Consider the following 21461-nt stretch of genomic DNA (forward strand, 5'->3'; position numbering starts at 1 on the left):
CGTTTTTTTATAATTAAAAATCAGCTATTTAGACAGGTTCGGATCGAGAGGGCTAACGTAACCTGACGGTTTAAGAGCCAGTACATCGCAGTTAATCTTGTCGATGACATGTTCCGCAGTATTGCCGATAAACACGGCAGACAAGCCAGTACGACCTGTTGTACCAAGGATAACCATAGCAGCATTGTGTTCAGACGCTACACGAGGAATAACATCTTCAGGCAAGCCTTGCTCAACCACGGTTTGCTCTTCACACATACCGTGTTTCTGGCGTAGTGCTTTCATCGCGGTTAAGTGATGGCCGCGAACTGCATCAGTATAAGAGGTTGGGTCAAACTCTGGCAATTCGATTGTGATATTCGCAGGTGTCACCGGGTAGGCGTTCACCAAGAACGGTTCAGCATCCAAACGACCAGTGATCTCAAGTAATCTGTCGACCATCGTATCATTGAGCTCTAAGTGAGCTTCTGTTTCAGAGCCAACATGAACGGAAGCGTAGATCTTCGCGTGTTCTGGCCAGAAATCATTTTTAACCAACAGTACTGGGCTAGGGCACTTTCTTAATAGATGCCAGTCGGTTGGAGTAAATATGACCGATTCTAAGGTATCGTGCTTACGCGTGCCTTTGATCAAAATGTCATGCTCACCACTGTAAACCTCAGCAATGATCGCTTCATACGGGCGATTATGCCAAACCACTTGTACGTTAAATTCAATAGAATCGTCAAGGTAAGGAGCAGCAACCTTATTCATCCAAATTTCACGCTGATGAATTACGCCTTTGCGCATTGCGTCTCTCTCATCGACAGAGAGCATAGATGTCATTTCATACGAGAAGTCGTAGATCGACAAAAAGAAAGTGATGTGGCTTGTTGAGGTGCTTTTCTTGGCAAGTTGGATAGCACGAACTAGAGCAGGTTGCTCATCGTGATTAATGTCTGCGACAACTAAAATTTTGTTATAGATACTCATAACTAAGCCTACTTTTCAGACCGAACATATAAATAATGTAGCGTAGTTATGGAGAGAATAAGAGAAATATAAGAGGTTTTAAGAGAGAAACATGATGTAGCTCATTATTGAACTACATCATTGATATCTAGACTATTCTTTTGAAACGCCAGCAAGTTCCATCAACGCATCGTGATCTTCGATAGTGATGTATTTGCCTTTAACGCTCAAGATGTCCGCTTTTTGGAAACGACCTAACAGACGGCTGATTGTTTCAACAGTCAAGCCAAGGTAGTTACCAATATCGCCACGAGTCATCGTTAAGCGAAACTCACGAGGGCTGAAACCACGCTGAGAGAAGCGAGTTGAAAGGTTGTAAAGGAATGCCGCAAGGCGCTCTTCCGCGTTCTTTTTAGAAAGAAGCAGAATCATTTCCTGGTCACCTTTAATCTCATTACTCATCAAACGCATAATCTGCTGACGCAATTTAGGCATTTTCCCTGATAAGTCATCGAGAATCTCATATGGAATTTCACATACCATAGAAGTTTCCAAAGCTTGAGCGAAACTAGGGTGTTCATCACCCGTGATCGCGTCAAAGCCAACAAGATCGCCCGCTAAGTGGAATGCAGTAATCTGCTCATCACCTTGCTCGGTAATCGTATAGCTTTTAATCGTTCCAGAGCGAATAGCATAAAGAGACTTAAGTTCGTCTCCCGCTTTAAATAGCTCTTGGCCTTTTTGAATAGGTTTCTTTCTTTCAATGATCTGATCAAGTTGATCTAGCTCAGATTCATTCAAAGTAAATGGGATACAGAGTTGGCTAATACTACAATCTTGGCAGTGGATCGCACAGCCACCAGACTGAACTCGTTTCGTCACAGGCTTTTCAGAAATCATAACAATCTTTCACTATTTGATATACGTCAATATTTTAGCATTCCTTAATCCTAAAGGGTAGTAAAAAAACCGGATTAAAGACACCACTATACGGTATAAATAATGAGCTGTAGCGCCATATAACCGGTATAGAAGCCGTAAATGAGGATTAAAATTGCGCCAAACTGGCGAAATAAGTCAGCTTGTTGCAGTTTTTTGAGGAAATTGGCACCCATTCCAACCGTGAGCATCGCTGGAAGAGTACCTAAACCGAAAGCAAGCATGATACCCGCTCCGTTATACCAACTTCCTGATACGGCCGCCCACGTTAGCATTGAGTAAACAAGACCACATGGAAGCCAACCCCAGATAAAACCAAAAGGTAAAGCATGACTAGGGTGCTTCAATGGTAGAAATGATTTGCCTAAAGGAGAGATATAACACCATAACTTCTGTCCGACTTTTTCAAAGAACAACAAGCCAAACCACCATTTACCAATATACAAACCTAAGACGATCATAAAACCAGCAGCAAACAAACGCAGCCAGCCCAGCAGAGCATTAAAATCGCTCAGCTGACCTATCGAAGAGATTGCACCACCAATCACACCGCCAATCACAGCATAGCTTAGCAAGCGCCCTAAGTTATAAAGCAAGGGAATGACAGGGGAAGGTTTACTGTTGCCAATCGAAAGAAGCGACGCAATACCACCACACATTCCCATGCAATGGCCTGCGCCGATCAATCCAACAACAAAAGCGCCAATCCAATCAGGCGTCATCGTTATTTTTGTCTAAGTTAGTTTGGCTTTCTACGTTAGCTTTCTCATTCTTGACAGGTTTACTATCAGAATGATGATGAACATTAGTATCTTCATCAAACAGAATGTTATGGCCTTGGCGTTCAAGGTCTTCAAACTGCTCGCTCTTCACTGCCCATAGAAAGATTCCAACCGCGATACATACAAGTACGATCGCAATTGGAATGAGTATGTATAAACTTTCCATTATTTACCTTGCTCTTTTAAAAGCCTTAACGAGTTAGATACTACAATAATAGAGCTGGCAGACATGCCAACAACGGCAATGTATGGAGCAACCAAACCTGCGACAGCCAATGGAAGAATAAGTAAGTTATATCCTAGTGACCAAGCTAGGTTTTCACGGATTATCCTACGCGTTTTTAGCGCCAAAGTACGGGACTTAAGTAATCTATCGAGCTTATCACCCAATAGCACCATATCCGCAGAGGCTTTCGCCACATCAGTACCGCCGCCCATAGCAACAGACAGGTGAGCACCGGCCAGAATAGGGGCGTCATTGATACCGTCACCAACCATCATGGTGATGTCACTTGCGTCTCTAGAGTTTAAATAAGCCAGCTTGTCTTCCGGCTTCGCGTTAGCAACAATGTCAGTAATACCAATCTCTGCTGCAACAGGCTTCGCATTAATCAAAGAGTCGCCAGTCAGCAGCGTGGTTTTGATTCCCGCTTCTTTGAATTGCTTAATGAACTCGATACTTTCTTTACGAATCGGATCTTCATAAGTGAATGTTGCAATATGACGACCAGACATCGACAAGTAAATACCGTTACTTTCAGATGGCTGAGCTTCACCTAGAATGAACTCGCTGCTACCAATCGCCACTTCTCGCCCATTCAACTCGCCAGTAATGCCCGAGCCAATCACGTTGTTTACCGACTCCACTTCGATATCATCAGAAATATAAGTTTTGAACGCTTTAGCGATAGGGTGGTTAGCGTGTTGCTCTAGGCTTGCTGCAACTTGCAAACAAGTGTCTTTATCAAGGTCAGCAAACGTCTCAACTTTACTGATACGAATATCACCTTCAGTCAGAGTGCCCGTTTTATCGATGATTAAGTGGTTTACCTTGCATAAGGTTTCAAATACGTGACCTTTGCGCAGCAAGATACCGAAGTTACCCATGCGAGAAGTTGAGCAAGTAATCGCGGTCGGCGTCGCAAGAGACAGAGCGCAAGGGCAGGTCGCCACTAATACTGAAAGCATGACCCAGAAAGCGTCCTCTGGTCGTGTTTGATGCCAGTAGAACCAAGTCCCGAATGAAATGATTAAGATAACCGCGACAAAGTATCGAGCCACCACATCGGCGATTTCAGCAATTCGGGGTTTAGACAATTGAGCTTCATCTTGAAGACGAACGATATTAGAAATAACCGAATCCGCTTTAGAGGTCATCACTTCCGATTCAAACGATTCATCACCATTCAATGTGCCAGCAAAGACCGTATCACCTTCATTCTTGACCACATGGATAGATTCGCCAGTCAGCATGGATTCATCGATATGAATTCTGCCAGACAATACTTTGCCATCTGCGGGAATATGTTCCCCCGGTAGAACGCGAATCTGGTCGCCAACTTTTAAGGTTTTTACCGGTACTTGCTCACCGTCTAGCGTTGTCGCCATCGCAGGAACGAGCTTAAGCAGGTTACCGCTAGCTGCTGCAGCTTTACGACGCGCGCGCATCTCAAGGAAACGACCAAGCAACAAGAAGAAGGTGAACATCGAGATAGATTCAAAGAACACTTCACCTTGCTCTGTCACTGTTGCCACTAAACTCGCAACGTAAGCAAATAGCAGAGCGATCGAAACGGGTACATCCATACCCAATGTTCGGCCTTTAATACTGCGCCACGCATTAATATAAAAAGGCAACGCAGAGTATAGGAGAACAGGTGTTGCGAAGATCAAACTTACCCAACGGAAGTAACTTTTGAATTCAGGTTCAAGGCTGCCAAATACTTCGAGGTAGAGCGCTACAGCTAACATCATGACTTGCATGGTCGCTAAACCAGCAATACCAAGACGATAGAGATAATTCTTCATCGATCGATGATAGGCGGCTTCTTGTTGATCAGCCTCAAATGGAGCGGCTTTGTAGCCTAGGGTATGGATTGCAGACAACAGCTCGCTCAGTTTAGCCTGAGTGTTGTCCCAGCTGAGCAGGGCGCGGTTAGTCGTGGTATTAACACGAATACTAACAACCCCTAACTTTGAAGAGACTTTCTTCTCAATAAGCCATGCACAAGCAGCACAAGAGACACCTTCTAGTGACAACGTCACTTCGGAAGTATTTTCAGAGTTACGGACGAACTCCAATTGAACATCTTCGTTGTCGTAATGACTGAGTGCCAGAAGTTGCTCTGGAACTAGATCCGCTTTTTCAGCCGGAGCGGTACGATATTGGTAATAAGAGACCAAACCGCTATCAACGATTGTCTGGGCTACGGTTTCGCAACCTGGACAACACATCGGTCGAACCGATCCTAAGATTTCTACTTTAAAATCCGTTTCCGCTGGTACATCTTCACCGCAGTGATAACAGGATTCACACATAAGCTTTAGTTCGTTAGTTGAGTAGGAGTATCAATTGGGAAGTTCATGCGACCTTGCACTAACCATTCAGAATCATGCGGAGAAAGCTCGATAAACCATGGACCTTGCATTTCATGGTCCAGAGTCAACGTGTAGTTGCCGCTCGCATCAGCGGTCAGTAGCTGAGTAAAATCACGGTCAGGGAGCGTTCGGTGCACGAACATTGCGCTAATAGCAGGGAAGTGGTCTAGCTTGCCTTTGTCTAGGGTAATGATAACTGAGTTACCTTTCTCGCTAACTGAAGCTGATAGGCCAAGCTTTTTAGCAACGTTTACTTTTGAAATGTCGACATTAATACCTTTACCTTTTTTATAGTAATCTTCAGTGACAACGTTAACTGAATGGTTGGTAAGTATCGCGACTCGAACCAATGTTAGCATGGAAACGCCAACGGTTAGGAAGATCAAAAACCACGGCCAAAACTGCTTATACCAAGGTTGTACCATATTATTATTCTCAATATATCCAATGAAATAAAACTAATTTTTACAAACACTTAAGGTTATAACTGTAAAAGAAAGACAGCCCCTTAAGAAGGGGCTGTTATTATTATGTTACTCTTTATCTGAGTTGCTGAGGCTCCAGACGTAGGCAGCGACGAGCTGTACCTTATCCTCACCGAGGATGTCCTTCCAAGCCGGCATTACACCAGAACGACCGTTCATTACTGTTTCAGTTACATCAGCACGAGAATCGCCAAACAACCAATCGCGGTCTGTTAGGTCAGGAGCACCAACAGCAGGGTTACCCTTACCATCTGTACCATGACACGCAGCACACACTACGAAACGTGCTTTACCAGCTTCTGCTTCACGTACGTTCACGCTACGACCAGAAAGGCTAAGAGTGTAGCTAACCACTTCTTTAACGCCTTCTTCGCCAAGTGCATCTTTCCACGCTGGCATTTGACCGACACGACCATGCATGATGGTAGTAACGATCGCTTGTGGTTCACCGCCATATAGCCATGCATCGTCAGTCAAGTTAGGGAAGCCCTTTTGACCACGAGCATCAGAACCATGACACTGAGAACAGTTTTGCAGGAACAAGCGTTGACCAACTTTGATTGCGTCAGCATCTGATGCAATGTCAGGAACAGAACGAAGACCGTTCTCATCATGAGCTAGCTTTTTAAATGCTTCGCCAAAGTAAGTGTTCGCGTCATCAAGCTCTTTTGCGTACTCATCTAACTGTTTGTTAGCTTGAGCTGCAGCGATTGCAGAGCGAGACTCTTCTACGCTACGAACTGTTTGGTTTGAACTCGTCCAACCTAGTAGACCTTTAAAGTTGCCAAGGCCCGGGTATAGAGCAAGATAAACAGCTGCAAACACAATTGTGCTAACGAAAAGGTATGTCCACCATTTAGGTAGTGGGTTATTAAGCTCACGAATACCATCGTACTCATGGCCCATGTCATGACCTTCTTCTACACCTGTTTTATCGTTGGAACACCAACGAAGTAAGGCTGCACAGCCAATCAGCGTACCGATTGTGATGACTGTTACCCAAATACTCCAGAATGTACTCATTACTTCGTCACTCCTTGATTTTTATCTTTCGCAGGTGCTTCATCAGCGAACACTAGGTTTGCATCTTCGTCGAAGCGCGACTTACGATTTTTACCGAAAGCCCACCAAACGATGCCGATGAAACAAGCAAAAACAGTAACAGTCCAAACACTTTGAAATGTAATAATGTCCATAATTATTCCTTATTTCATTGCGTGGCCAAGCGATTGAAGGTAAGCGATGATTGCATCCATCTCTGTTTTTCCTTCAACATCTTGTTTAGCGTTAGCAATTTGTTCGTCTGTGTAAGGAACACCAAATTGATTACGGAAGATTTCAAGCTTCTGCTTAGTCAATTTGCCATCAAGTACATTCTCAGCAAGCCATGGGAAACCAGGCATGTTTGATTCAGGAACAAGTTCGCGAGGGTCGAGAAGGTGAACACGGTGCCACTCATCAGAGTAACGATCACCAACACGCGCTAGATCTGGGCCAGTACGCTTAGAACCCCATAGGAATGGATGTTCCCAAACACTTTCGCCAGCTACAGAGTAGTGACCGTAACGTTCAGTTTCAGAGCGGAAAGGACGAATCATTTGGCTGTGACATACGTTACAACCTTCACGAATGTAAATATCACGACCTTCCATTTCCAGAGCAGAGTAAACGCGTAGGTTTTCTACAGGTTCAGTCGTTTGCTTTTGGAAAATAAGCGGGGTGATTTCTACTAAAGCACCAAAGCTGATTGCGATAACAATTAAGATCGCGAGTAGACCAACGTTTTTCTCGACCAACTCATGGCGATTATTTGAATTTGAGCTCATTCTAAATCTCCTTAAGCCGGTTGAGGGATAGCTTTAAGGCTATCTTTAGGTGCAGAAACAGTTTTGTACGTGTTGTATGCCAGTAAGAACATACCAGATAGGAAGATGAGACCACCTAAGAAACGTACAAAGTAGAACGGGTAAGAAGCTTCTACAGACTCTACGAAGCTGTAAGTCAATGTACCGTCAGAGTTAACTGCGCGCCACATCAGACCTTGCATCACACCAGAAATCCACATTGCAACAATGTAGAAAACCGTACCAATCGTTGCTAACCAGAAGTGAACATTGATTAGGGATACAGAGTACATACGCTCTTGACCAAATAGTTTAGGAACTAAGTGGTAAACCGAACCGATAGAAACCATAGCAACCCAACCTAACGCACCAGAGTGAACGTGACCGATAGTCCAGTCCGTGTAGTGAGATAGTGCGTTAACCGTTTTAATTGCCATCATAGGGCCTTCGAAAGTCGACATGCCGTAGAATGATAGAGAAACGATAAGGAAACGTAGGATTGGGTCGTAACGTAGCTTATGCCACGCACCAGATAGAGTCATAATACCGTTGATCATGCCACCCCAAGATGGAGCAAACAGAACCAAAGACATAACCATACCTAGAGACTGAGTCCAGTCTGGAAGTGCAGTGTAGTGTAGGTGGTGTGGACCAGCCCAGATATACAATGACACAAGAGCCCAGAAGTGAACAATCGACAAACGGTAAGAGTAAACAGGGCGACCAGCTTGTTTAGGAACGAAGTAATACATCATACCTAGGAAACCAGCTGTCAATAGGAAGCCTACCGCATTGTGTCCGTACCACCATTGCACCATTGCATCAATTGCACCTGCATAAATCGAGTAAGATTTAAACGCAGATACAGGAACAGCTAAGCTGTTAACTATGTGCAACACGGCAACCGTGATGATGAAGGCTCCGAAGAACCAGTTTGCTACATAAATGTGCGATGTCCTACGTTTAATCATGGTTCCAAAGAACACGACTGCGTAAGCTACCCACACAAGAGTAATAGCAATATCGATTGGCCATTCAAGTTCTGCATATTCTTTACCAGAGGTTAAACCTAACGGTAAAGTAATTGCAGCGGACAGGATAATCGCTTGCCAACCCCAAAAGGTAAAGGCTACGAGAGGGCCACCAAAGAGACGCGTCTGACAGGTACGTTGCACAACATAATATGATGTTGCAAACAGCGCACTTGTACCGAACGCAAAAATAACCGCATTAGTATGCAGGGGACGTAAACGACTGTACGTCAACCACGGCGTATCAAAGTTTAGCTGTGGCCAAACTAATTGAGCGGCAATCAAAACACCAACGCCCATACCGACAATACCCCACAAAATTGTAACGAGGGTAAATTGACGGACGACCGTATAGTTGTAGTTTTGTTCAAGCTGCTTTTCTTGGCTCATTTGCATGCTTCCAATTTCTTATTTACTACACTTTACTTCCAACACGACTCACGTCGTAATGCCACCCAAATTAGAAAAGGAAATTCAGCCTATTCAGGGCTTTATTTCCACTTGCTGATTTTGAAAAAAAGTGGCATTTTCAACGCGACACTATACTTGAATTAACAAATCAATGACAGAGTAGTAACCTTACGCTTGGTCTGGAATTGGATTTTTATTTAAAAACTTTGAACTTTGTAACAAGGAGTAAAGATTATAATGGCGGCACAAAAGCTAACAAAGGGCAGGCTCGTACAAATTATCGGCATGTTGGTTATTTTAATAGCGGCATTTACTTGGAGAACAGTAACATACGACAATAACGAAACAGTAAGCTGTATAATTTCAAAACCGTGTGAATTTGGTATTGATAATCATAATGTTTTAATTTCGGGCGATAGTTCAGGGTATTCAATCGAAACATCTAAAACTGGCAAATTTATCATTAGCTACAATGAGAGCGGAATTCTAGAAGAAAAAGGGCCTTCGAATTGGCTGTTACAAACTAATGATAAGACCTCCTCAATAACAGTTACATTTCCACAACAGATAAGCACGTTTTCCGTAAACCTTTCTAAAGAGTAATAGAGGGAAAACTGAGTCACGCCTCGGTTCTTTTGATAGAAATATGTACCAAATCAGTGAAACACCATGCATTAAAGTGTTATAAAGAGGACATTAATAAAGTTTCCCGGAATCTATGAAATTTCTATCAAAAGTCTCTTATTCCCTAGACGATAAAATCGCAGTAGATGAGTTGCTCAATGGGGTAGAAAACCCTGAAGATATTGCCTGTCTTATTTGCTACTGCACAGAAGAGTACTCAACACTCGCTGTGCAGAGATATTTCGTAGATGCTCTCCCTAACACCCCAATACATGGCTGCACCACTTGTCACGGTATTATGACCGAAACTGGGTTCCACTCCGGCCCAGTGATAGGCGTACTCATCATCTATGACTCTGGGATCAACGCCTATGGTACGGGTATCGAGCACTTTAGCGACTCCATAAACCAAAGCACGTTCAGCGCCATCGATAAAGCACTTAAGAACGCCAACCGAGAAGGTGAAATCCCTGATCTTATCTTACTGCATTCCACTCCTGGCAATGAAGAGAAGGTCATGGCGGCTATCGATAAGAAGTTTGGTACTGAGGTACCTGTTATTGGTGGCAGCGCGGCGGACAATCAGGTTTCTGGAAACTGGAGTATCTTTACCGAAGAGTCACTCTCTATCAATGGCGTGTCTTTAACTGTGGTATTTGCTTCTCAGTCCATCTATTCGTCTTTTAGTGCAGGCCATACGCCCACTCGCTATTCTGGGACCGTGACTAAAGTAAGAAACCGAATATTGTTGGAGATTGACCATAGACCAGCCGTCACCGTTTATAACGAATGGACCAATTTCCATCTAGGTGGTAGTGATGATGGCTATATATTCGAAAAGTCGTCCGTGTATCCGCTAGGGCGAAAAGTTGGCTCTTCATACGACTACCCATATTTCAAATTGTCCCACTCAATCAGAGAAACAGAGTGCAATGGAATCGAGCTGTTCACAGATATCAGTGAAGGCGACACCATTTATTTGATGCAGGGCTCTAAACAGCAATTGATAAGCCGTGCCGCTAATATTATTCACTCTTCTTACTACAACGACATGGATTTAGAAGAGAAACTAGGTGCGATCAACATCTTCTGTGCAGGTCCAATGTTGAACCTTAAGCAAGATATGGACGAAGTATGCGATCAAATAAATCAAGCACTTAACGGACTCCCATACATATGCCCATTCACCTTTGGTGAACAAGGAAGGTTATCTGGCGGTGAAAGTGCGCACGGAAATTTAATGGTATCGTCTGCAACGTTTTATAGGTTGAAAAAATAATGGGGTCTGAAGGTCAAGAAGCGCTGCAAGAAGCACGTATTGAACTGCAAAAACTAAAAGCCCGTGAGCGAAAACTGGCTGAAGAGAACAGGGTGATCTTATCAACCATATCTGCGATCAGTAAGGCAAGTAACATATCTGAGATATTTTATAGTCTTGAATTTGTGCTCAAAAAATACATTAAGTTTGATGACTTTATCGTAATATCTAGGGTAGGGAACGAGGGCAATTTCAAAACCCTACTAACCAATAACAAAGTCTTCGAACAAATGAATTGGAGTGATTGTGGCAAGCTATCTCGAGTGATCAATGGAGAATGCGCCATCCTTTTTGAACCCAAGTCTCTAGGTGAATTCAATTCCTTACATCCTATTATCCTCGATCAAATCAACTCTGTTCTAATTACTGGTATCGATAGCGGGCTAACACAATCCGTCATCATCTTTATCCACTCCAATACCAAGCACTTTAGTGTTGAAACCAAAGCAACCCTAAACCGCTTTAGACCACTGATTGAGCGTGCTGTTTTCGATATTGAAAACAAAGAAAAGCTCGAAGCAACGGTTCGAGAACGAACAGCAGAACTCGTCACAGCAAGGAAAGATGCAGAGAGAGCCAACAAGGCCAAGTCTGAATTCTTAGCAATGATGAGTCATGAGTTAAGAACCCCGTTAAATGCCATCATTGGCTTGATAGACGCCCTAAAATCCACACCTCTGAACGACGAACAACAGTCTATACTGCTTAATATGAGCACATCATCTGAGCTTCTACTGGCAATTATCAGTGATGTATTGGACTTTTCTAAGATCGAGTCAGGATGTTTTTCGCTTGCGCCTCAATGGAGCAACGTAAGAGACACTGTAACGTTTGTATTGTCTGAACAAAAGAAGACAGCAGACGATAAAGGGTTGGCGCTAACGGTAACCAGCGATATCCCTGAAGGTGAACTTCATTACATCGACCCAAGTCGCTTGGCACAAATCCTATTTAATTTGATCGGTAACGCGATTAAGTTTACTGAACGCGGGCATGTTCATGTTTCTATCAAATACCTGCAGAGCTCATTCTATATAACAGTAGAAGACACCGGGATTGGCATCAGCCCACAACAACTTTCGTCGCTATTCAGCCCATTCGTGCAAGCCGATAGTACAATCACACGCAGATTTGGTGGCACCGGTTTAGGCCTGGCAATAACCAAACGACTGGTAGAATTGATGCGAGGACGCATATCTGTAGAAAGTGAGCCAGGTAAAGGCTCTAAATTCGAAGTACAGTTACCAGTGCTTACCAGAGTCACGAACAATCTAGCTCACTGTGAAGAAGACAAATCTTCAAGAGAACTCAGAAGCCGCTATTCAGTTTTAGTTGTCGAAGACAATCCAACAAATCAAATGGTGATTAAATTGATTCTAACGCGACAAGGCCACGAAGTTTTTATCGCAAGTAACGGTGAAGAAGCAATTGGCTTTGTTGAAAGAGGAAACGACTCGATAGACATTATCTTGATGGATGTGTCTATGCCAGTAATGGATGGCCTAACGACAACTAAATACATGAGAGACGCGAACATCAAAACGCCAATCGTCGCGCTAACAGCACACACATCATTAGAAGATAAATGTTCGTGCTTAGATGTAGGTATGAATGATTTCGTTACCAAACCAGTAAGAACCAAAGAGATCACAGAGGCTATTGATCGATTAATGCTTGAAATCTAATAAACGTATTCTTAATCGAAGATTAGGATATATGTTTATTAGGTATTTTATGGTAAATAGCCTCACTGTTAAATAGAACTCCAATTTGGTAGATAAACAAGAGGCAGGGCATCACACAAAGATACCTGCCTTATAAAGGCCATAACCAATTTAACATAATATACATAATACGCACTAATATAGTGATAAATTATAATATTTTCAAACTCTTAACCAATCTGAATTTTGCTTATCTCGGTGCCCAAACACCTTGGTTTCCTTACGTTTTACCCAGAAATTAGTTTATTAATTACGTTTTTTGATGCTCGGCTTAGCTATAGTGATCCCCACGCAAACTTTCAAATTCAAGAAAACGGCGCGTGTTGATAGTCATTAGCTATCAAGGCATCAAAGTGAAATAGAAATAAACTATCAACCACGATGAATATTTTATGAGGTCGATCACATGAGAACCCCGCCGTTTGCCGAGTTAGTCAACCAACATTTCGATTCTTTGAAAGACGCTGCGGCGTTTTTTCATGTCACGGTGCCGACCATTCGGCGCTGGTTGTCCGGCCAATACCCAATCAACCCGATCGCCGAAAAACTCATGAACATTCACGCTCGAGGCTATTTGCCGCTGGATCATCGTTGGGACGGTTTTAAAATCAATGTTGACCGCGCGACTTTGCTCACACCAGAAAGACGCGAGTTCAATCCCAAAGAATTACTCAGTTTTGCCTATTGGCGTGATGAGCATCGTCAGCTAGTTGAGCGCCACGGCAAAATTGAGTCACCGAAATATTACCCACCCAAGGAGCACCCATTGCCATTTCGTGGCGGTCGACGACTGCCCGCCAAACCTTGGGTGCCAAGCAAATTCAAATAAAAGAAACAGGATAAAAAAGGATTAGTAATGAAAGTGAGTGTCTATATCGATCAAGTGCTGTTCAACCAAGCGCTCAGAGCCGCCAAAGACTCTGGACTGACGCCATCTCAAACCATCGCTCATTGGGCGGCCATGGGTCAATTTATGGAAACCAAATCCCTCGGCTCGTTGAGGCTCATACAGAGTGGCCATAAAAAGAAGTAACTCACCTGCCCGCTTTCATCGATTTGGCGCTGGCGATCCCCCTACAGTAGGCTCAGCGCAGCGCCTTGGTGACTTAAAAGAGAATAAAATAAGGACGTTACGACAACGGCTTATGGAAGGTGAAGACAGTGGGATCGCGGATTATAACCTTGACGCCTTGATAAAAGCGCTGGATCACGAGATAGATAAGATCCCTCCCTATGAGCCGGCTTGACTCCGTCGTTAGGGATGACTCGCGTTGGCGGACACGCAACTGGCTGCCAAACTTTCTGTCCGACTTTGTGGGAAAACGAATCCTGTGTTCTTTAATGCAACACTAAAAAATTCAAAGGGTAATGCCGTTTGTTTCCCAGGCATGGATTGACTCGCAGTCCAATAATCGACTTGATTAAATACGCCATGATTGTCAAAGAGGTTTCCTGAGCCCTGAAAGAGCGCCGATAATTCTAGGCCTGTTGCACGGCGCCAATCCCTTCTTTCCAAGAATTGAAGTTCAGCCAGGTGTTGGCAATAGCGGTCATATTGACCGTGGGTGCCGTCTAAAGTGGCGTCCTGTCCATCTTGACGAAACAGTCCAAAAAGCGCACTGGCCGTCGCGTGGAGACCGACCCCAACAAGACTGGAGGCGTACGTTTTGCCCGCGTTATCAACGGTGTTCTCTTGGTGGTAATTCAGCGTGTCTAAGAAAGGAACACTAGGGGTACCGGTGAAGAGCTTGTTATTAGCCTCAGCATATCTCCCTTTGACCACTTTTAAACAGGAGCCACCCGAGTTATTTTTGTCGGTATTGTTCACCTGACCACACGAAGCTAGAAGCGGTAAGATCTCCAACTTTAGCGGCGCACTTTGTACGCCTCTAAAGTGCGCGTATACCGTGACGGACCCTTCCTTTCGAGCAATGCCGATCCGCTCACCGTCTGGAATGCTCAAAATATCCGGATCCATGGATTCAAGTCTGAGTCCCGACAGTGTTGAAATGTTCACGCGTGATGACGAAGTGTGCGCTGCGATGTCTTGTGGGCCATCAAACAAGGCTTCGGTTTCTGCAAACACCTCGAACGTGATGATACTCTTCACGGGGAATGTGCGACTGTCCGCCGTAACGATCACCTCACTGATTTGGAATGATTGCGTTTCTACCTCTAGGCTCTCGTTGTTTTCAATTTCAATCTCTTCAACCTTTTCGAACAGGTTTTTTTCTTTACAACCGACCAATAACACACCGGCGATCAACATTGTGCTTTTCAATACTTTAATAGAACTGGGGTGTTTCATTCTTAATTTCCTCATGGCGTTATATGAACGACGAGGAATATATACATTATGATCGTTGCGCGTTTTTGCTCTGTCCGCTTCTTTGAAATTAATAATTATAAATTAGAATGAGAAACCACTCAGAGGAGCGTAATTTGGCTTGGAATTGGAAATTTAATTTTAATATTCAATAATTTAGACAGGTGTACCCGAAAGAAAACACACCAAAGAGAAACCCATTTAGTCTTCTACTCTTAACACGACATCGCCCTGCTCTAGCAGCTCAAAAATCGCTTGTTGGTACGCTTCTTCGACGATGGTTTGTTCCCAAACGCGCTCATAATTAGGTAAGACTTGCGATCTGGAGATGGTCGACACACCGAAGCTTAAGGCGCCCTCGATACGGTGTCGTCGAATGGTGACCAATTTGGCCTCAGTCCATGAAGGCACTGGTTTAGTGGGACATTTAGATTGAAGTGCTTTTTTCTTTTTCGCCATGTTGCCCCCTCGTCAATGTAGACCTCAGCCTATCAGAGGTAGCAAAAACGCTTTACTACTTGCTCAGCAAAAATCGACGTAAATCTCGCTCCGCGCGCATCACAAACAAGATGTACACCTTGTCACCGTCTTGCTTGTAGAAAACCCGACATGGATTCACTACGACTTCGCGATAATTGAGGTGCTCGAGCTCGGGAGGCAGACGCCCAGACTCAGGAAAGTCGACGAGGCGTTCGACTTTGTCGAAGACGTTTTGAACGAGTTGTTTGGCCGCGACCAAATTTTCAAGGGCAATGTATTCCGCGATATCGTTCAGGTCCGATAACGCGGGCTCACTCCAAATCACTTCAGCCATTTTGACATCTTGTCTTTGGCTTCGTCATGACTCAGCGCCTTGCCTTCAGAAATGGCGCGCTCACCGCGTGCGATCCCTTCCAAGATAGCCAAGCGGTTTTGCATAAACTGGTAGTCGTCAACATCCACGAGATACGCAGAAGGTTTGCCATGCTCGGTGATCAACACGGGCTCTTTGGTGTCGTGCAGGTCGGCAAGGATTTTGGTCGCTTGACGCTTGAGGGAAGTAACGAGCTCGACTTTCATGAGAATGACTCCAAAAACAATAAAGTGATACTATTGTATCACTCTCCATCTAGAAAGCTTAGCGCAGAAGAAAATCAACCGCTTGCTCTAGATATATTAAATCTAAATAAGCTATAAAGTGGAAATTAATCATATAGTTATCAATAGATGAAGATTGTCAACATAACATGCTTTATTGGTTAAGATCATAGTTCTTGTACTCAAAAGCGTTAATACTTACTCTTTGACGTAGCCTGACAATTATTCTAAAGGGGCATTAAATGCAACTGTCTATCATACCTAATACACTTGATGATTTTAACTTGCATCAATTAACTACTGTTCAAATTGACAACGAATTTTTCTTCATTGCAGATGAAGTTACCGCAGCCCTTGATTACGTTGATCGCAAGACTCCTATTGAAAGGTTAGATGACGAAGACAAGATGCTTTCGCCCAACCCAATAAACGGAAGACTTCAAGTTCTCATTAGTGAAGCTGCATTGTACGAATTAGTGTTTGCAAGCAATAAACCTAATGCTAGAAAATTCCAGCGTTGGGTAACTCGAGAAGTATTACCAGAGATTCGCAAGAACGGTTTCTACGGTAAAGTAAAACTGCCTGGTTTTGTTAACCGTTTTAATTTGAATTACGGCAGAGTATCTCGTGGCTACTTTTCTGTTATTGGTGAGCTATTTATCCGACTATATGGTTCATTAGAGATGCTTGGGTATGAAATACCCGATAAAGCTACTGATGGGAAGGACATGAGGCCTGATGGGAGTGTTGGCCTTCTTTTTTCGAAATACCTTACCCTACACCACCCAGAGCACTCTGACAGCTTTCAAATGTATAGCCATATGTTTGGCAATGGCCATACACGTGACGCGCGAGAGTACCCAAACGACATACTTCCAATCTTCATCAAATTTGTAGATGAAGTTTGGGTACCCACAAAAGCAAAAGACTATTTCAAAAGCAGAGACCCAATCGCTCTTGAGTTCCTACCAAAGTTAATCGAAGCTAAATAAAAAATACTTAATAGATCTCACAAACCTATTTGTATAATACAAGCTCTTAAAAGCTAAGTTTTTATTGACATTAATTCATATGAGCGTAGTATTCCCGTCCAACAGAGCCAATGTCCCCTCCTGATCTAGCATCAGTGACGTCTTGGCCTTTTTTTTACCTGAAATTTATAATATGACTCAACCTGTTGAAGTAAAACCATTTTTTGAATATGACGAACTCATTCAGCGTTTAACTGATAGAGGTATGTTAATTAAAGACCCATTGCGTGCCCAACGGAAACTAACTCAAGTTGGGTATTATAGGTTGTCGGGTTATTGGCATACATCAAGAAAATTTAAACGCAATGACCGTGATATCAAGTACTTCAACGAATTTCAAGCAAACACGTGCTTTGAAGATATATTTGAGTTTTACTTATTCGATAAACGTTTACGAATTGAGTTTACCGATGCATTGGAAAGAATAGAGATCTACCTGAGAACAATCATCGCACATGAAATAGGTAGAATCGCCCCTCTAGCCTACTTAGATCGGAAACAATTTTCGCGCGATGCTTTTAAGGCTGGTGCAAAGATTTATTATGACGATTGGCTATCACGTCATAATAAATTAATTGAAGGCAGCAAAGAAGAAAGTATTGATAACCATCGAGATAAAGGGAAACCTATTCCTATTTGGGTCGCTGCTGAAGTTTGGGACTTTGGTGCATTGTCAAAGTTTTATAGCATACTATCAGGTAAGAACCAAGATCTTATCTGTAATAGGCTAGGTTTAGACAACCGTAAAGAATTGGATAACTGGTTAATCAACCTCAATGGTATCAGAAATAGGTGTGCCCACCACGCTAGACTCTGTAACAGACCAAATCCGCGAACTCTATCTATACCAAGAAAAGGCTATTTTAACCTTTTAGACTTGGGCCAGAACCAAAGAAGTAAATTCTATGGCATGGTTGCCGTCATCTGGTTTTTATTAAAAAAAATTGGCCCTAGTTCAAATTGGATCTGCAGAATCGCGGACATCATCGACCAAAAACCCGATATACCAGGCTTTAATTTTAGGTCTATGGGCTTTCCCGAAGGTGGCTTCCCGCGCAGATTATTTCCAGAAACAGTCCAAAAGCTACCTATTATTAGTGAGCCATCACCATTCGAGGAGTTTGAAGCTAGGGTAAATGCACTTCTGAATTTTAAGGAAGAGTTTGATCTTGAGGGCACATTGACGAATAACGCAAAGAATGTTCAAAATATGATTGATTTACTTACAGATTTCTCATATGAAGTGGATGATGCTATAAAGCCTAGTGAAGATAAGTAGCCCAACACAAAAATCGCTGTAAACTACGACCCTAAAACCGCAACGCATAGTAAAAATGCACGCGTTGCGAATTTCTCTTAAACCGCTCGTTAAATGTTTTAGCAGTCGTATCGACCCCTTATGTACTGGTGATAATAACGGCCAACTGATCTTGCACTAATAAACTCTCTAAAGACACCCTCTGGAACTCTGCAAAATGTATAAACAGGATCGCTATCCTCAAAATCAATATACATTCTTAGAGACTCGGCTTCATACCCAATTCGACGAATTGCTGTTGAACTAACACTTATCCATTCAATCATTAAAAACTCCTATTTCTTTAACCACGGTAGTATTTTCGAAGGACCATAGATGTGACCATCATCTATCCAGAACTTGCCACCATCATTTGGTCCCCAAATCCAATTACCTTCTATCCACCATTTCCCAGAGTTATATGGCCCCCAAACCCATCCGTCATCAATCCAGAATCTACCTGATTCAGATGGTCCCCAAATATAACCTTTATCGACCCAATATCCGGTGTACATAATACTCCCTACATTTGACAGCTATTAGACGAACAATTCTGTATCTAAATGCAGAGCTTTTCTATCTAGTCTGATTTTTAAGAGTAATAATACCCATAAACCTTATTTATAACAGTGATTTAGATCATTGGATGCAAAACTACATGCTGACAGATTAGTTTCTTATAGGTGAGATACAAAAAGAGCCACTTTTATAAGAAAATGGCCCTTTCGATTGCTGTGAATCATCGGTGTTTTTTGTAGCGTTTTCGTGTGGTATTCGCCCTAACTACGCGTCCGTTCTTGAGCGTATATCCTTTCTTAAGTTGGCCGTTTGGTCGGCGCCCTTTGCACTTGTGTCCTTTCATTCGGTATCTCCAGTTTTCGTATCCGTTGCTCTTGGTCTTGCTGAACTCGCTTTATCCAGTTGATGTCCGTTTTCAACGCCGTAATCGTGCCGAGGCTTGAGACTCCGCCCGTCAGAAGTGCAATCAATAATGTGCTGAGAAGCTTCGTCATTTGCCCTTCCATCGCGAGACGTAAAACTCGAGGAGATAACGCACCATGGCGCGCATCCCGAGCGTATCGACGACGACAGCACCCACCACAAACCAATACGGATTGGGAATGCCCTGCAGCGCGTTGAAGCCTTGCTCAACATAGGGCGCATAATTGGGGATGAATGACAGAATCAGTGGCACAAACACCACCAAGAGAATGAACTCGTCTTTGAATCCCCGCTCTCGAATGCTGACTTCATCGAGGCTACTGGCCTGCTCTTCGCCGCTCTGCAGTCGACGCACCCTCGCCTGATGCTTTTCGCTCTCGAGTTCGTCTTTGCGCTTGAGCACTTCGGCTCGGTTTTGATTGTGCTGCTGATACGCAGCCACGCCACCGGTCACGAGATTGAGTAATGCGCCAATCATGTGTACACCCGTCGACTTAATTCAATGTGCGGACCGTCTTTGAGGCTCTTCCAGTCACCGCCCCAAACGATGGCGACATTCAGCTCTCGCGCCGCTTGCTTAAAGGCTTTGCTGATGGCGTCGTAGTACTTAAATTCCCACGTCACCTTGTTGTTCTCATCGTAAGCCACGAAATCGATCGCATGGCCAGATTGATGTCGGCTTGGTCGTCTCACACCATCGAGCTGGCTCAAGCCTTCCTGATAAAGCTGGGCTTGCCGTTTGGCGGTGCGTAAGCCTTCCGTAATGCCAAAATCATACGGGGACAGCTCTAACGCTCGGCGCACGACCTTTTTCAAGTCGCCATGCACGCCCAACATGCGGGTTTCGCTACGCGCGGACAGCACAAAGTCGCTGACCGTCTCATCGATGGTTTTCTTATTCATAAGGTACACTCCGGCCAGTAAGCCACTGGCGAGTAACACTAGCCATCTCATTCGCCCTCCGATTTCACAAGGAGTCTCGAATGCAGCGTAACGCTGGCATCAACGTTGGAGACGGTGATCTCAAGCTTGGTCGCGGCTTTCGGTTTGATAAGGAACAGTGGATAGCCATAGAGGGAATTCGAGGCAAAATACAGATACAAGAGACGGGAAGACACTATGGTTCCGTTGCCTTTGAGAAATCTAAGATAGACGATGCCAGGTTTCGCCAGAATCCGAGAGGAGCTGCTGCTCTGATTGTGTGGCGTTGCTTGCGATTGCTTAAAGCGCCTAAGTGTCAAGTCGAGCAATTCAACATGATTGGAAAGTGGGAACGTCGCCTTTCGACGTGAGCCGAAAATGAATTTCATCTGATTGTCGTGTTTTGCTTCCACGTTCAGCAAACCATCATTAGCGCTGGTAAGCTCAGGATTGGTTAATGACAGCATCATATCGCTTCTCCTACTTTAAGGCGGTCGCTGGCGGTGCCTTTCAAGCTTACGGCTTGATTGGTGTTGAGCATCAAATGCCCGCCCGGGCGCAGTTCCAAGAAACCCTGCACGATGACCGTGCCTTCATTGGTGGTTAAAGCTTGTAAGATGAGTGCCTTTCTCGCACTTTTCTCTCGAATGCGTTGATAGCCTCCCGTCATCAACAAGATGCCATTACCAATTCTGGCGAACGTCACGCGCTCCGGATCTGACGTCACTTTCAATTCGGTGTTGGTGATGGTCGCTTGCACGTCCAGTGACGCATTCCCAACTTCGACATTCACCGGTTGTTGGATGCGTTCAATGGTTAATGGTTGTGTGATTTTGTCAACCGTCACCGGCTCGGCCACTCGATTAACATTAACCGGCGTTTGAACTTCACTAATCGTGGTGGGTGTTTGTATTTCTGATACTTTAACTGGCGTGACAATGTCACTAATCTTGATAGGCTCTCGCACTTTTTGAACCACGACTGGCGCTTGTATTTGCGCGACAGTCACGGGCGTTTGCACCTCGCTCACCTGAACGGGATCGAGCACGTTTCTCACTTGGATAGGCTTTTCAATTTCACTGACCAACAGCGCGTTATTGACGCTAATTTTCTGCGCCTTGGTCATGATGAGTACGTCCGACACTTGGTATTCAAACGTC

The 21461-nt window shown here is 43.9% G+C and carries 28 protein-coding genes; 8 read left to right on the forward strand and 20 right to left on the reverse strand.

The window, feature by feature from the left end:
* Window positions 1-24: 24 nt before the first annotated feature.
* The 10 genes from uspE to ccoN form a co-directional block, all read right to left on the reverse strand.
* Complete coding sequence (uspE, locus tag L3V36_RS21090) at window positions 25-972, reverse strand: universal stress protein UspE (RefSeq protein ID WP_004733693.1); 948 nt, start codon at window positions 970-972, stop codon at window positions 25-27.
* Between the two features lie 132 nt (window positions 973-1104).
* Window positions 1105-1851, reverse strand: a complete 747-nt coding sequence (locus L3V36_RS21095) for an FNR family transcription factor (RefSeq protein ID WP_004733691.1) — start codon at window positions 1849-1851, stop codon at window positions 1105-1107.
* Window positions 1852-1937: 86 nt separating this feature from the next.
* A complete protein-coding gene (locus L3V36_RS21100; RefSeq protein ID WP_102448269.1) occupies window positions 1938-2612 on the reverse strand; it encodes a sulfite exporter TauE/SafE family protein in 675 nt (224 codons plus the stop codon).
* Window positions 2602-2838, reverse strand: a complete 237-nt coding sequence (gene ccoS, locus L3V36_RS21105; RefSeq protein ID WP_017087782.1) for a cbb3-type cytochrome oxidase assembly protein CcoS — start codon at window positions 2836-2838, stop codon at window positions 2602-2604. The genes L3V36_RS21100 and ccoS overlap by 11 nt, the downstream gene beginning before the upstream one ends.
* Window positions 2838-5210: a heavy metal translocating P-type ATPase metal-binding domain-containing protein gene (locus L3V36_RS21110; protein ID WP_208775463.1), complete on the reverse strand. Its 2373-nt coding sequence runs from the start codon at window positions 5208-5210 to the stop codon at window positions 2838-2840. Before L3V36_RS21110 ends, ccoS begins: the two co-directional genes overlap by 1 nt.
* 5 nt (window positions 5211-5215) lie before the next feature.
* Window positions 5216-5695, reverse strand: a complete 480-nt coding sequence (locus tag L3V36_RS21115) for a FixH family protein (protein WP_004733683.1) — start codon at window positions 5693-5695, stop codon at window positions 5216-5218.
* 108 nt (window positions 5696-5803) lie between these two features.
* Entirely contained in the window at window positions 5804-6778 is a 975-nt protein-coding gene (ccoP, locus tag L3V36_RS21120) for a cytochrome-c oxidase, cbb3-type subunit III (RefSeq protein WP_004733681.1), read from the reverse strand.
* Window positions 6778-6951 (reverse strand): CcoQ/FixQ family Cbb3-type cytochrome c oxidase assembly chaperone, encoded by a 174-nt coding sequence (locus L3V36_RS21125; RefSeq protein ID WP_004733679.1) that lies wholly within the window; start codon window positions 6949-6951, stop codon window positions 6778-6780. The genes ccoP and L3V36_RS21125 overlap by 1 nt, the downstream gene beginning before the upstream one ends.
* Before the next feature lie 9 nt (window positions 6952-6960).
* Entirely contained in the window at window positions 6961-7581 is a 621-nt protein-coding gene (ccoO, locus tag L3V36_RS21130; protein ID WP_004733677.1) for a cytochrome-c oxidase, cbb3-type subunit II, read from the reverse strand.
* A gap of 11 nt (window positions 7582-7592) precedes the next feature.
* Entirely contained in the window at window positions 7593-9020 is a 1428-nt protein-coding gene (ccoN, locus tag L3V36_RS21135; RefSeq protein ID WP_032497766.1) for a cytochrome-c oxidase, cbb3-type subunit I, read from the reverse strand.
* Between the two features lie 258 nt (window positions 9021-9278).
* On the opposite strand from ccoN, the gene L3V36_RS21140 reads away from it, so the two are divergent.
* The 6 genes from L3V36_RS21140 to L3V36_RS21165 all read left to right on the forward strand — a co-directional run bounded on the left by L3V36_RS21140 (window position 9279) and on the right by L3V36_RS21165 (window position 13954).
* Window positions 9279-9644 (forward strand): hypothetical protein, encoded by a 366-nt coding sequence (locus tag L3V36_RS21140; RefSeq protein WP_004733675.1) that lies wholly within the window; start codon window positions 9279-9281, stop codon window positions 9642-9644.
* Between the two features lie 115 nt (window positions 9645-9759).
* Window positions 9760-10944 (forward strand): FIST N-terminal domain-containing protein, encoded by a 1185-nt coding sequence (locus L3V36_RS21145; protein ID WP_017088518.1) that lies wholly within the window; start codon window positions 9760-9762, stop codon window positions 10942-10944.
* The gene (locus tag L3V36_RS21150; RefSeq protein ID WP_017080463.1) at window positions 10944-12668 is read left to right on the forward strand and encodes an ATP-binding protein; all 1725 of its coding nucleotides are present in this window, start codon (window positions 10944-10946) and stop codon (window positions 12666-12668) included. Before L3V36_RS21145 ends, L3V36_RS21150 begins: the two co-directional genes overlap by 1 nt.
* A 445-nt stretch (window positions 12669-13113) precedes the next feature.
* On the forward strand, window positions 13114-13536 hold the full coding sequence (locus L3V36_RS21155) for a DUF3653 domain-containing protein (protein ID WP_102494610.1): 423 nt from the start codon (window positions 13114-13116) through the stop codon (window positions 13534-13536).
* Window positions 13537-13563: 27 nt separating this feature from the next.
* The gene (locus L3V36_RS21160) at window positions 13564-13740 is read left to right on the forward strand and encodes a hypothetical protein (RefSeq protein WP_181256981.1); all 177 of its coding nucleotides are present in this window, start codon (window positions 13564-13566) and stop codon (window positions 13738-13740) included.
* Window positions 13721-13954, forward strand: coding sequence for a type II toxin-antitoxin system ParD family antitoxin (locus tag L3V36_RS21165; protein ID WP_208775461.1), 234 nt, complete (start codon window positions 13721-13723; stop codon window positions 13952-13954). Before L3V36_RS21160 ends, L3V36_RS21165 begins: the two co-directional genes overlap by 20 nt.
* A gap of 8 nt (window positions 13955-13962) precedes the next feature.
* Here the strand turns inward: L3V36_RS21165 and L3V36_RS21170 are convergent, their stop codons facing one another.
* The 4 genes from L3V36_RS21170 to L3V36_RS21185 all read right to left on the reverse strand — a co-directional run bounded on the left by L3V36_RS21170 (window position 13963) and on the right by L3V36_RS21185 (window position 16092).
* Entirely contained in the window at window positions 13963-15015 is a 1053-nt protein-coding gene (locus L3V36_RS21170) for a hypothetical protein (protein WP_108085723.1), read from the reverse strand.
* A gap of 219 nt (window positions 15016-15234) precedes the next feature.
* A complete protein-coding gene (locus L3V36_RS21175; RefSeq protein ID WP_102421154.1) occupies window positions 15235-15492 on the reverse strand; it encodes a hypothetical protein in 258 nt (85 codons plus the stop codon).
* A 55-nt stretch (window positions 15493-15547) separates the two neighbouring features.
* Entirely contained in the window at window positions 15548-15847 is a 300-nt protein-coding gene (locus tag L3V36_RS21180) for a type II toxin-antitoxin system RelE/ParE family toxin (RefSeq protein WP_208775459.1), read from the reverse strand.
* Window positions 15835-16092, reverse strand: coding sequence for a type II toxin-antitoxin system Phd/YefM family antitoxin (locus L3V36_RS21185; protein ID WP_016787072.1), 258 nt, complete (start codon window positions 16090-16092; stop codon window positions 15835-15837). Before L3V36_RS21185 ends, L3V36_RS21180 begins: the two co-directional genes overlap by 13 nt.
* Window positions 16093-16352: 260 nt before the next feature.
* Between L3V36_RS21185 and L3V36_RS21190 the strand changes: the two genes are divergently transcribed.
* Window positions 16353-17102, forward strand: coding sequence for a BRO family protein (locus L3V36_RS21190; RefSeq protein ID WP_208775457.1), 750 nt, complete (start codon window positions 16353-16355; stop codon window positions 17100-17102).
* A 172-nt stretch (window positions 17103-17274) separates the two neighbouring features.
* Window positions 17275-18420, forward strand: coding sequence for an Abi family protein (locus L3V36_RS21195; RefSeq protein ID WP_208775455.1), 1146 nt, complete (start codon window positions 17275-17277; stop codon window positions 18418-18420).
* A gap of 98 nt (window positions 18421-18518) precedes the next feature.
* Here L3V36_RS21195 and L3V36_RS21200 read toward each other — a convergent pair whose 3' ends face one another.
* The 6 genes from L3V36_RS21200 to L3V36_RS21220 all read right to left on the reverse strand — a co-directional run bounded on the left by L3V36_RS21200 (window position 18519) and on the right by L3V36_RS21220 (window position 21445).
* Window positions 18519-18725 (reverse strand): KTSC domain-containing protein, encoded by a 207-nt coding sequence (locus tag L3V36_RS21200; protein ID WP_208775453.1) that lies wholly within the window; start codon window positions 18723-18725, stop codon window positions 18519-18521.
* A 528-nt stretch (window positions 18726-19253) separates the two neighbouring features.
* Window positions 19254-19451 (reverse strand): hypothetical protein, encoded by a 198-nt coding sequence (locus L3V36_RS23975; RefSeq protein ID WP_346656346.1) that lies wholly within the window; start codon window positions 19449-19451, stop codon window positions 19254-19256.
* The gene (locus L3V36_RS21205) at window positions 19448-19858 is read right to left on the reverse strand and encodes a hypothetical protein (RefSeq protein ID WP_054542097.1); all 411 of its coding nucleotides are present in this window, start codon (window positions 19856-19858) and stop codon (window positions 19448-19450) included. The genes L3V36_RS23975 and L3V36_RS21205 overlap by 4 nt, the downstream gene beginning before the upstream one ends.
* Window positions 19855-20283, reverse strand: coding sequence for a M15 family metallopeptidase (locus L3V36_RS21210; RefSeq protein WP_076646472.1), 429 nt, complete (start codon window positions 20281-20283; stop codon window positions 19855-19857). Before L3V36_RS21210 ends, L3V36_RS21205 begins: the two co-directional genes overlap by 4 nt.
* A gap of 47 nt (window positions 20284-20330) precedes the next feature.
* Entirely contained in the window at window positions 20331-20771 is a 441-nt protein-coding gene (locus tag L3V36_RS21215) for a hypothetical protein (RefSeq protein WP_076646429.1), read from the reverse strand.
* Entirely contained in the window at window positions 20768-21445 is a 678-nt protein-coding gene (locus tag L3V36_RS21220) for a hypothetical protein (protein ID WP_237296710.1), read from the reverse strand. Before L3V36_RS21220 ends, L3V36_RS21215 begins: the two co-directional genes overlap by 4 nt.
* Window positions 21446-21461 lie beyond the last annotated feature (16 nt).

Origin of the sequence: Vibrio sp. G-C-1, assembly GCF_021728015.1 — a bacterium.
Lineage (GTDB): Bacteria > Pseudomonadota > Gammaproteobacteria > Enterobacterales > Vibrionaceae > Vibrio > Vibrio splendidus.

What these genes read in the sequence shown, in the direction of transcription:
- ccoP (WP_004733681.1), bottom strand. Translation starts at nt 6,778, where the DNA reads ATGAGTACATTCTGGAGTATTTGGGTAACAGTCATCACAATCGGTACG.
- L3V36_RS21215 (WP_076646429.1), bottom strand. Translation starts at nt 20,771, where the DNA reads ATGATGCTGTCATTAACCAATCCTGAGCTTACCAGCGCTAATGATGGT.
- L3V36_RS21125 (WP_004733679.1), bottom strand. Translation starts at nt 6,951, where the DNA reads ATGGACATTATTACATTTCAAAGTGTTTGGACTGTTACTGTTTTTGCT.
- ccoO (WP_004733677.1), bottom strand. Translation starts at nt 7,581, where the DNA reads ATGAGCTCAAATTCAAATAATCGCCATGAGTTGGTCGAGAAAAACGTT.
- uspE (WP_004733693.1), bottom strand. Translation starts at nt 972, where the DNA reads ATGAGTATCTATAACAAAATTTTAGTTGTCGCAGACATTAATCACGAT.
- L3V36_RS21160 (WP_181256981.1), top strand. Translation starts at nt 13,564, where the DNA reads ATGAAAGTGAGTGTCTATATCGATCAAGTGCTGTTCAACCAAGCGCTC.
- L3V36_RS21145 (WP_017088518.1), top strand. Translation starts at nt 9,760, where the DNA reads ATGAAATTTCTATCAAAAGTCTCTTATTCCCTAGACGATAAAATCGCA.
- L3V36_RS21175 (WP_102421154.1), bottom strand. Translation starts at nt 15,492, where the DNA reads ATGGCGAAAAAGAAAAAAGCACTTCAATCTAAATGTCCCACTAAACCA.
- L3V36_RS21170 (WP_108085723.1), bottom strand. Translation starts at nt 15,015, where the DNA reads ATGAAACACCCCAGTTCTATTAAAGTATTGAAAAGCACAATGTTGATC.
- L3V36_RS21210 (WP_076646472.1), bottom strand. Translation starts at nt 20,283, where the DNA reads ATGAATAAGAAAACCATCGATGAGACGGTCAGCGACTTTGTGCTGTCC.
- L3V36_RS23975 (WP_346656346.1), bottom strand. Translation starts at nt 19,451, where the DNA reads ATGACGAAGCTTCTCAGCACATTATTGATTGCACTTCTGACGGGCGGA.
- L3V36_RS21180 (WP_208775459.1), bottom strand. Translation starts at nt 15,847, where the DNA reads ATGGCTGAAGTGATTTGGAGTGAGCCCGCGTTATCGGACCTGAACGAT.
- L3V36_RS21195 (WP_208775455.1), top strand. Translation starts at nt 17,275, where the DNA reads ATGACTCAACCTGTTGAAGTAAAACCATTTTTTGAATATGACGAACTC.
- L3V36_RS21155 (WP_102494610.1), top strand. Translation starts at nt 13,114, where the DNA reads ATGAGAACCCCGCCGTTTGCCGAGTTAGTCAACCAACATTTCGATTCT.
- L3V36_RS21110 (WP_208775463.1), bottom strand. Translation starts at nt 5,210, where the DNA reads ATGTGTGAATCCTGTTATCACTGCGGTGAAGATGTACCAGCGGAAACG.
- ccoN (WP_032497766.1), bottom strand. Translation starts at nt 9,020, where the DNA reads ATGAGCCAAGAAAAGCAGCTTGAACAAAACTACAACTATACGGTCGTC.
- L3V36_RS21185 (WP_016787072.1), bottom strand. Translation starts at nt 16,092, where the DNA reads ATGAAAGTCGAGCTCGTTACTTCCCTCAAGCGTCAAGCGACCAAAATC.
- L3V36_RS21150 (WP_017080463.1), top strand. Translation starts at nt 10,944, where the DNA reads ATGGGGTCTGAAGGTCAAGAAGCGCTGCAAGAAGCACGTATTGAACTG.
- ccoS (WP_017087782.1), bottom strand. Translation starts at nt 2,838, where the DNA reads ATGGAAAGTTTATACATACTCATTCCAATTGCGATCGTACTTGTATGT.
- L3V36_RS21095 (WP_004733691.1), bottom strand. Translation starts at nt 1,851, where the DNA reads ATGATTTCTGAAAAGCCTGTGACGAAACGAGTTCAGTCTGGTGGCTGT.
- L3V36_RS21140 (WP_004733675.1), top strand. Translation starts at nt 9,279, where the DNA reads ATGGCGGCACAAAAGCTAACAAAGGGCAGGCTCGTACAAATTATCGGC.
- L3V36_RS21190 (WP_208775457.1), top strand. Translation starts at nt 16,353, where the DNA reads ATGCAACTGTCTATCATACCTAATACACTTGATGATTTTAACTTGCAT.
- L3V36_RS21200 (WP_208775453.1), bottom strand. Translation starts at nt 18,725, where the DNA reads ATGATTGAATGGATAAGTGTTAGTTCAACAGCAATTCGTCGAATTGGG.
- L3V36_RS21100 (WP_102448269.1), bottom strand. Translation starts at nt 2,612, where the DNA reads ATGACGCCTGATTGGATTGGCGCTTTTGTTGTTGGATTGATCGGCGCA.
- L3V36_RS21205 (WP_054542097.1), bottom strand. Translation starts at nt 19,858, where the DNA reads ATGATTGGCGCATTACTCAATCTCGTGACCGGTGGCGTGGCTGCGTAT.
- L3V36_RS21115 (WP_004733683.1), bottom strand. Translation starts at nt 5,695, where the DNA reads ATGGTACAACCTTGGTATAAGCAGTTTTGGCCGTGGTTTTTGATCTTC.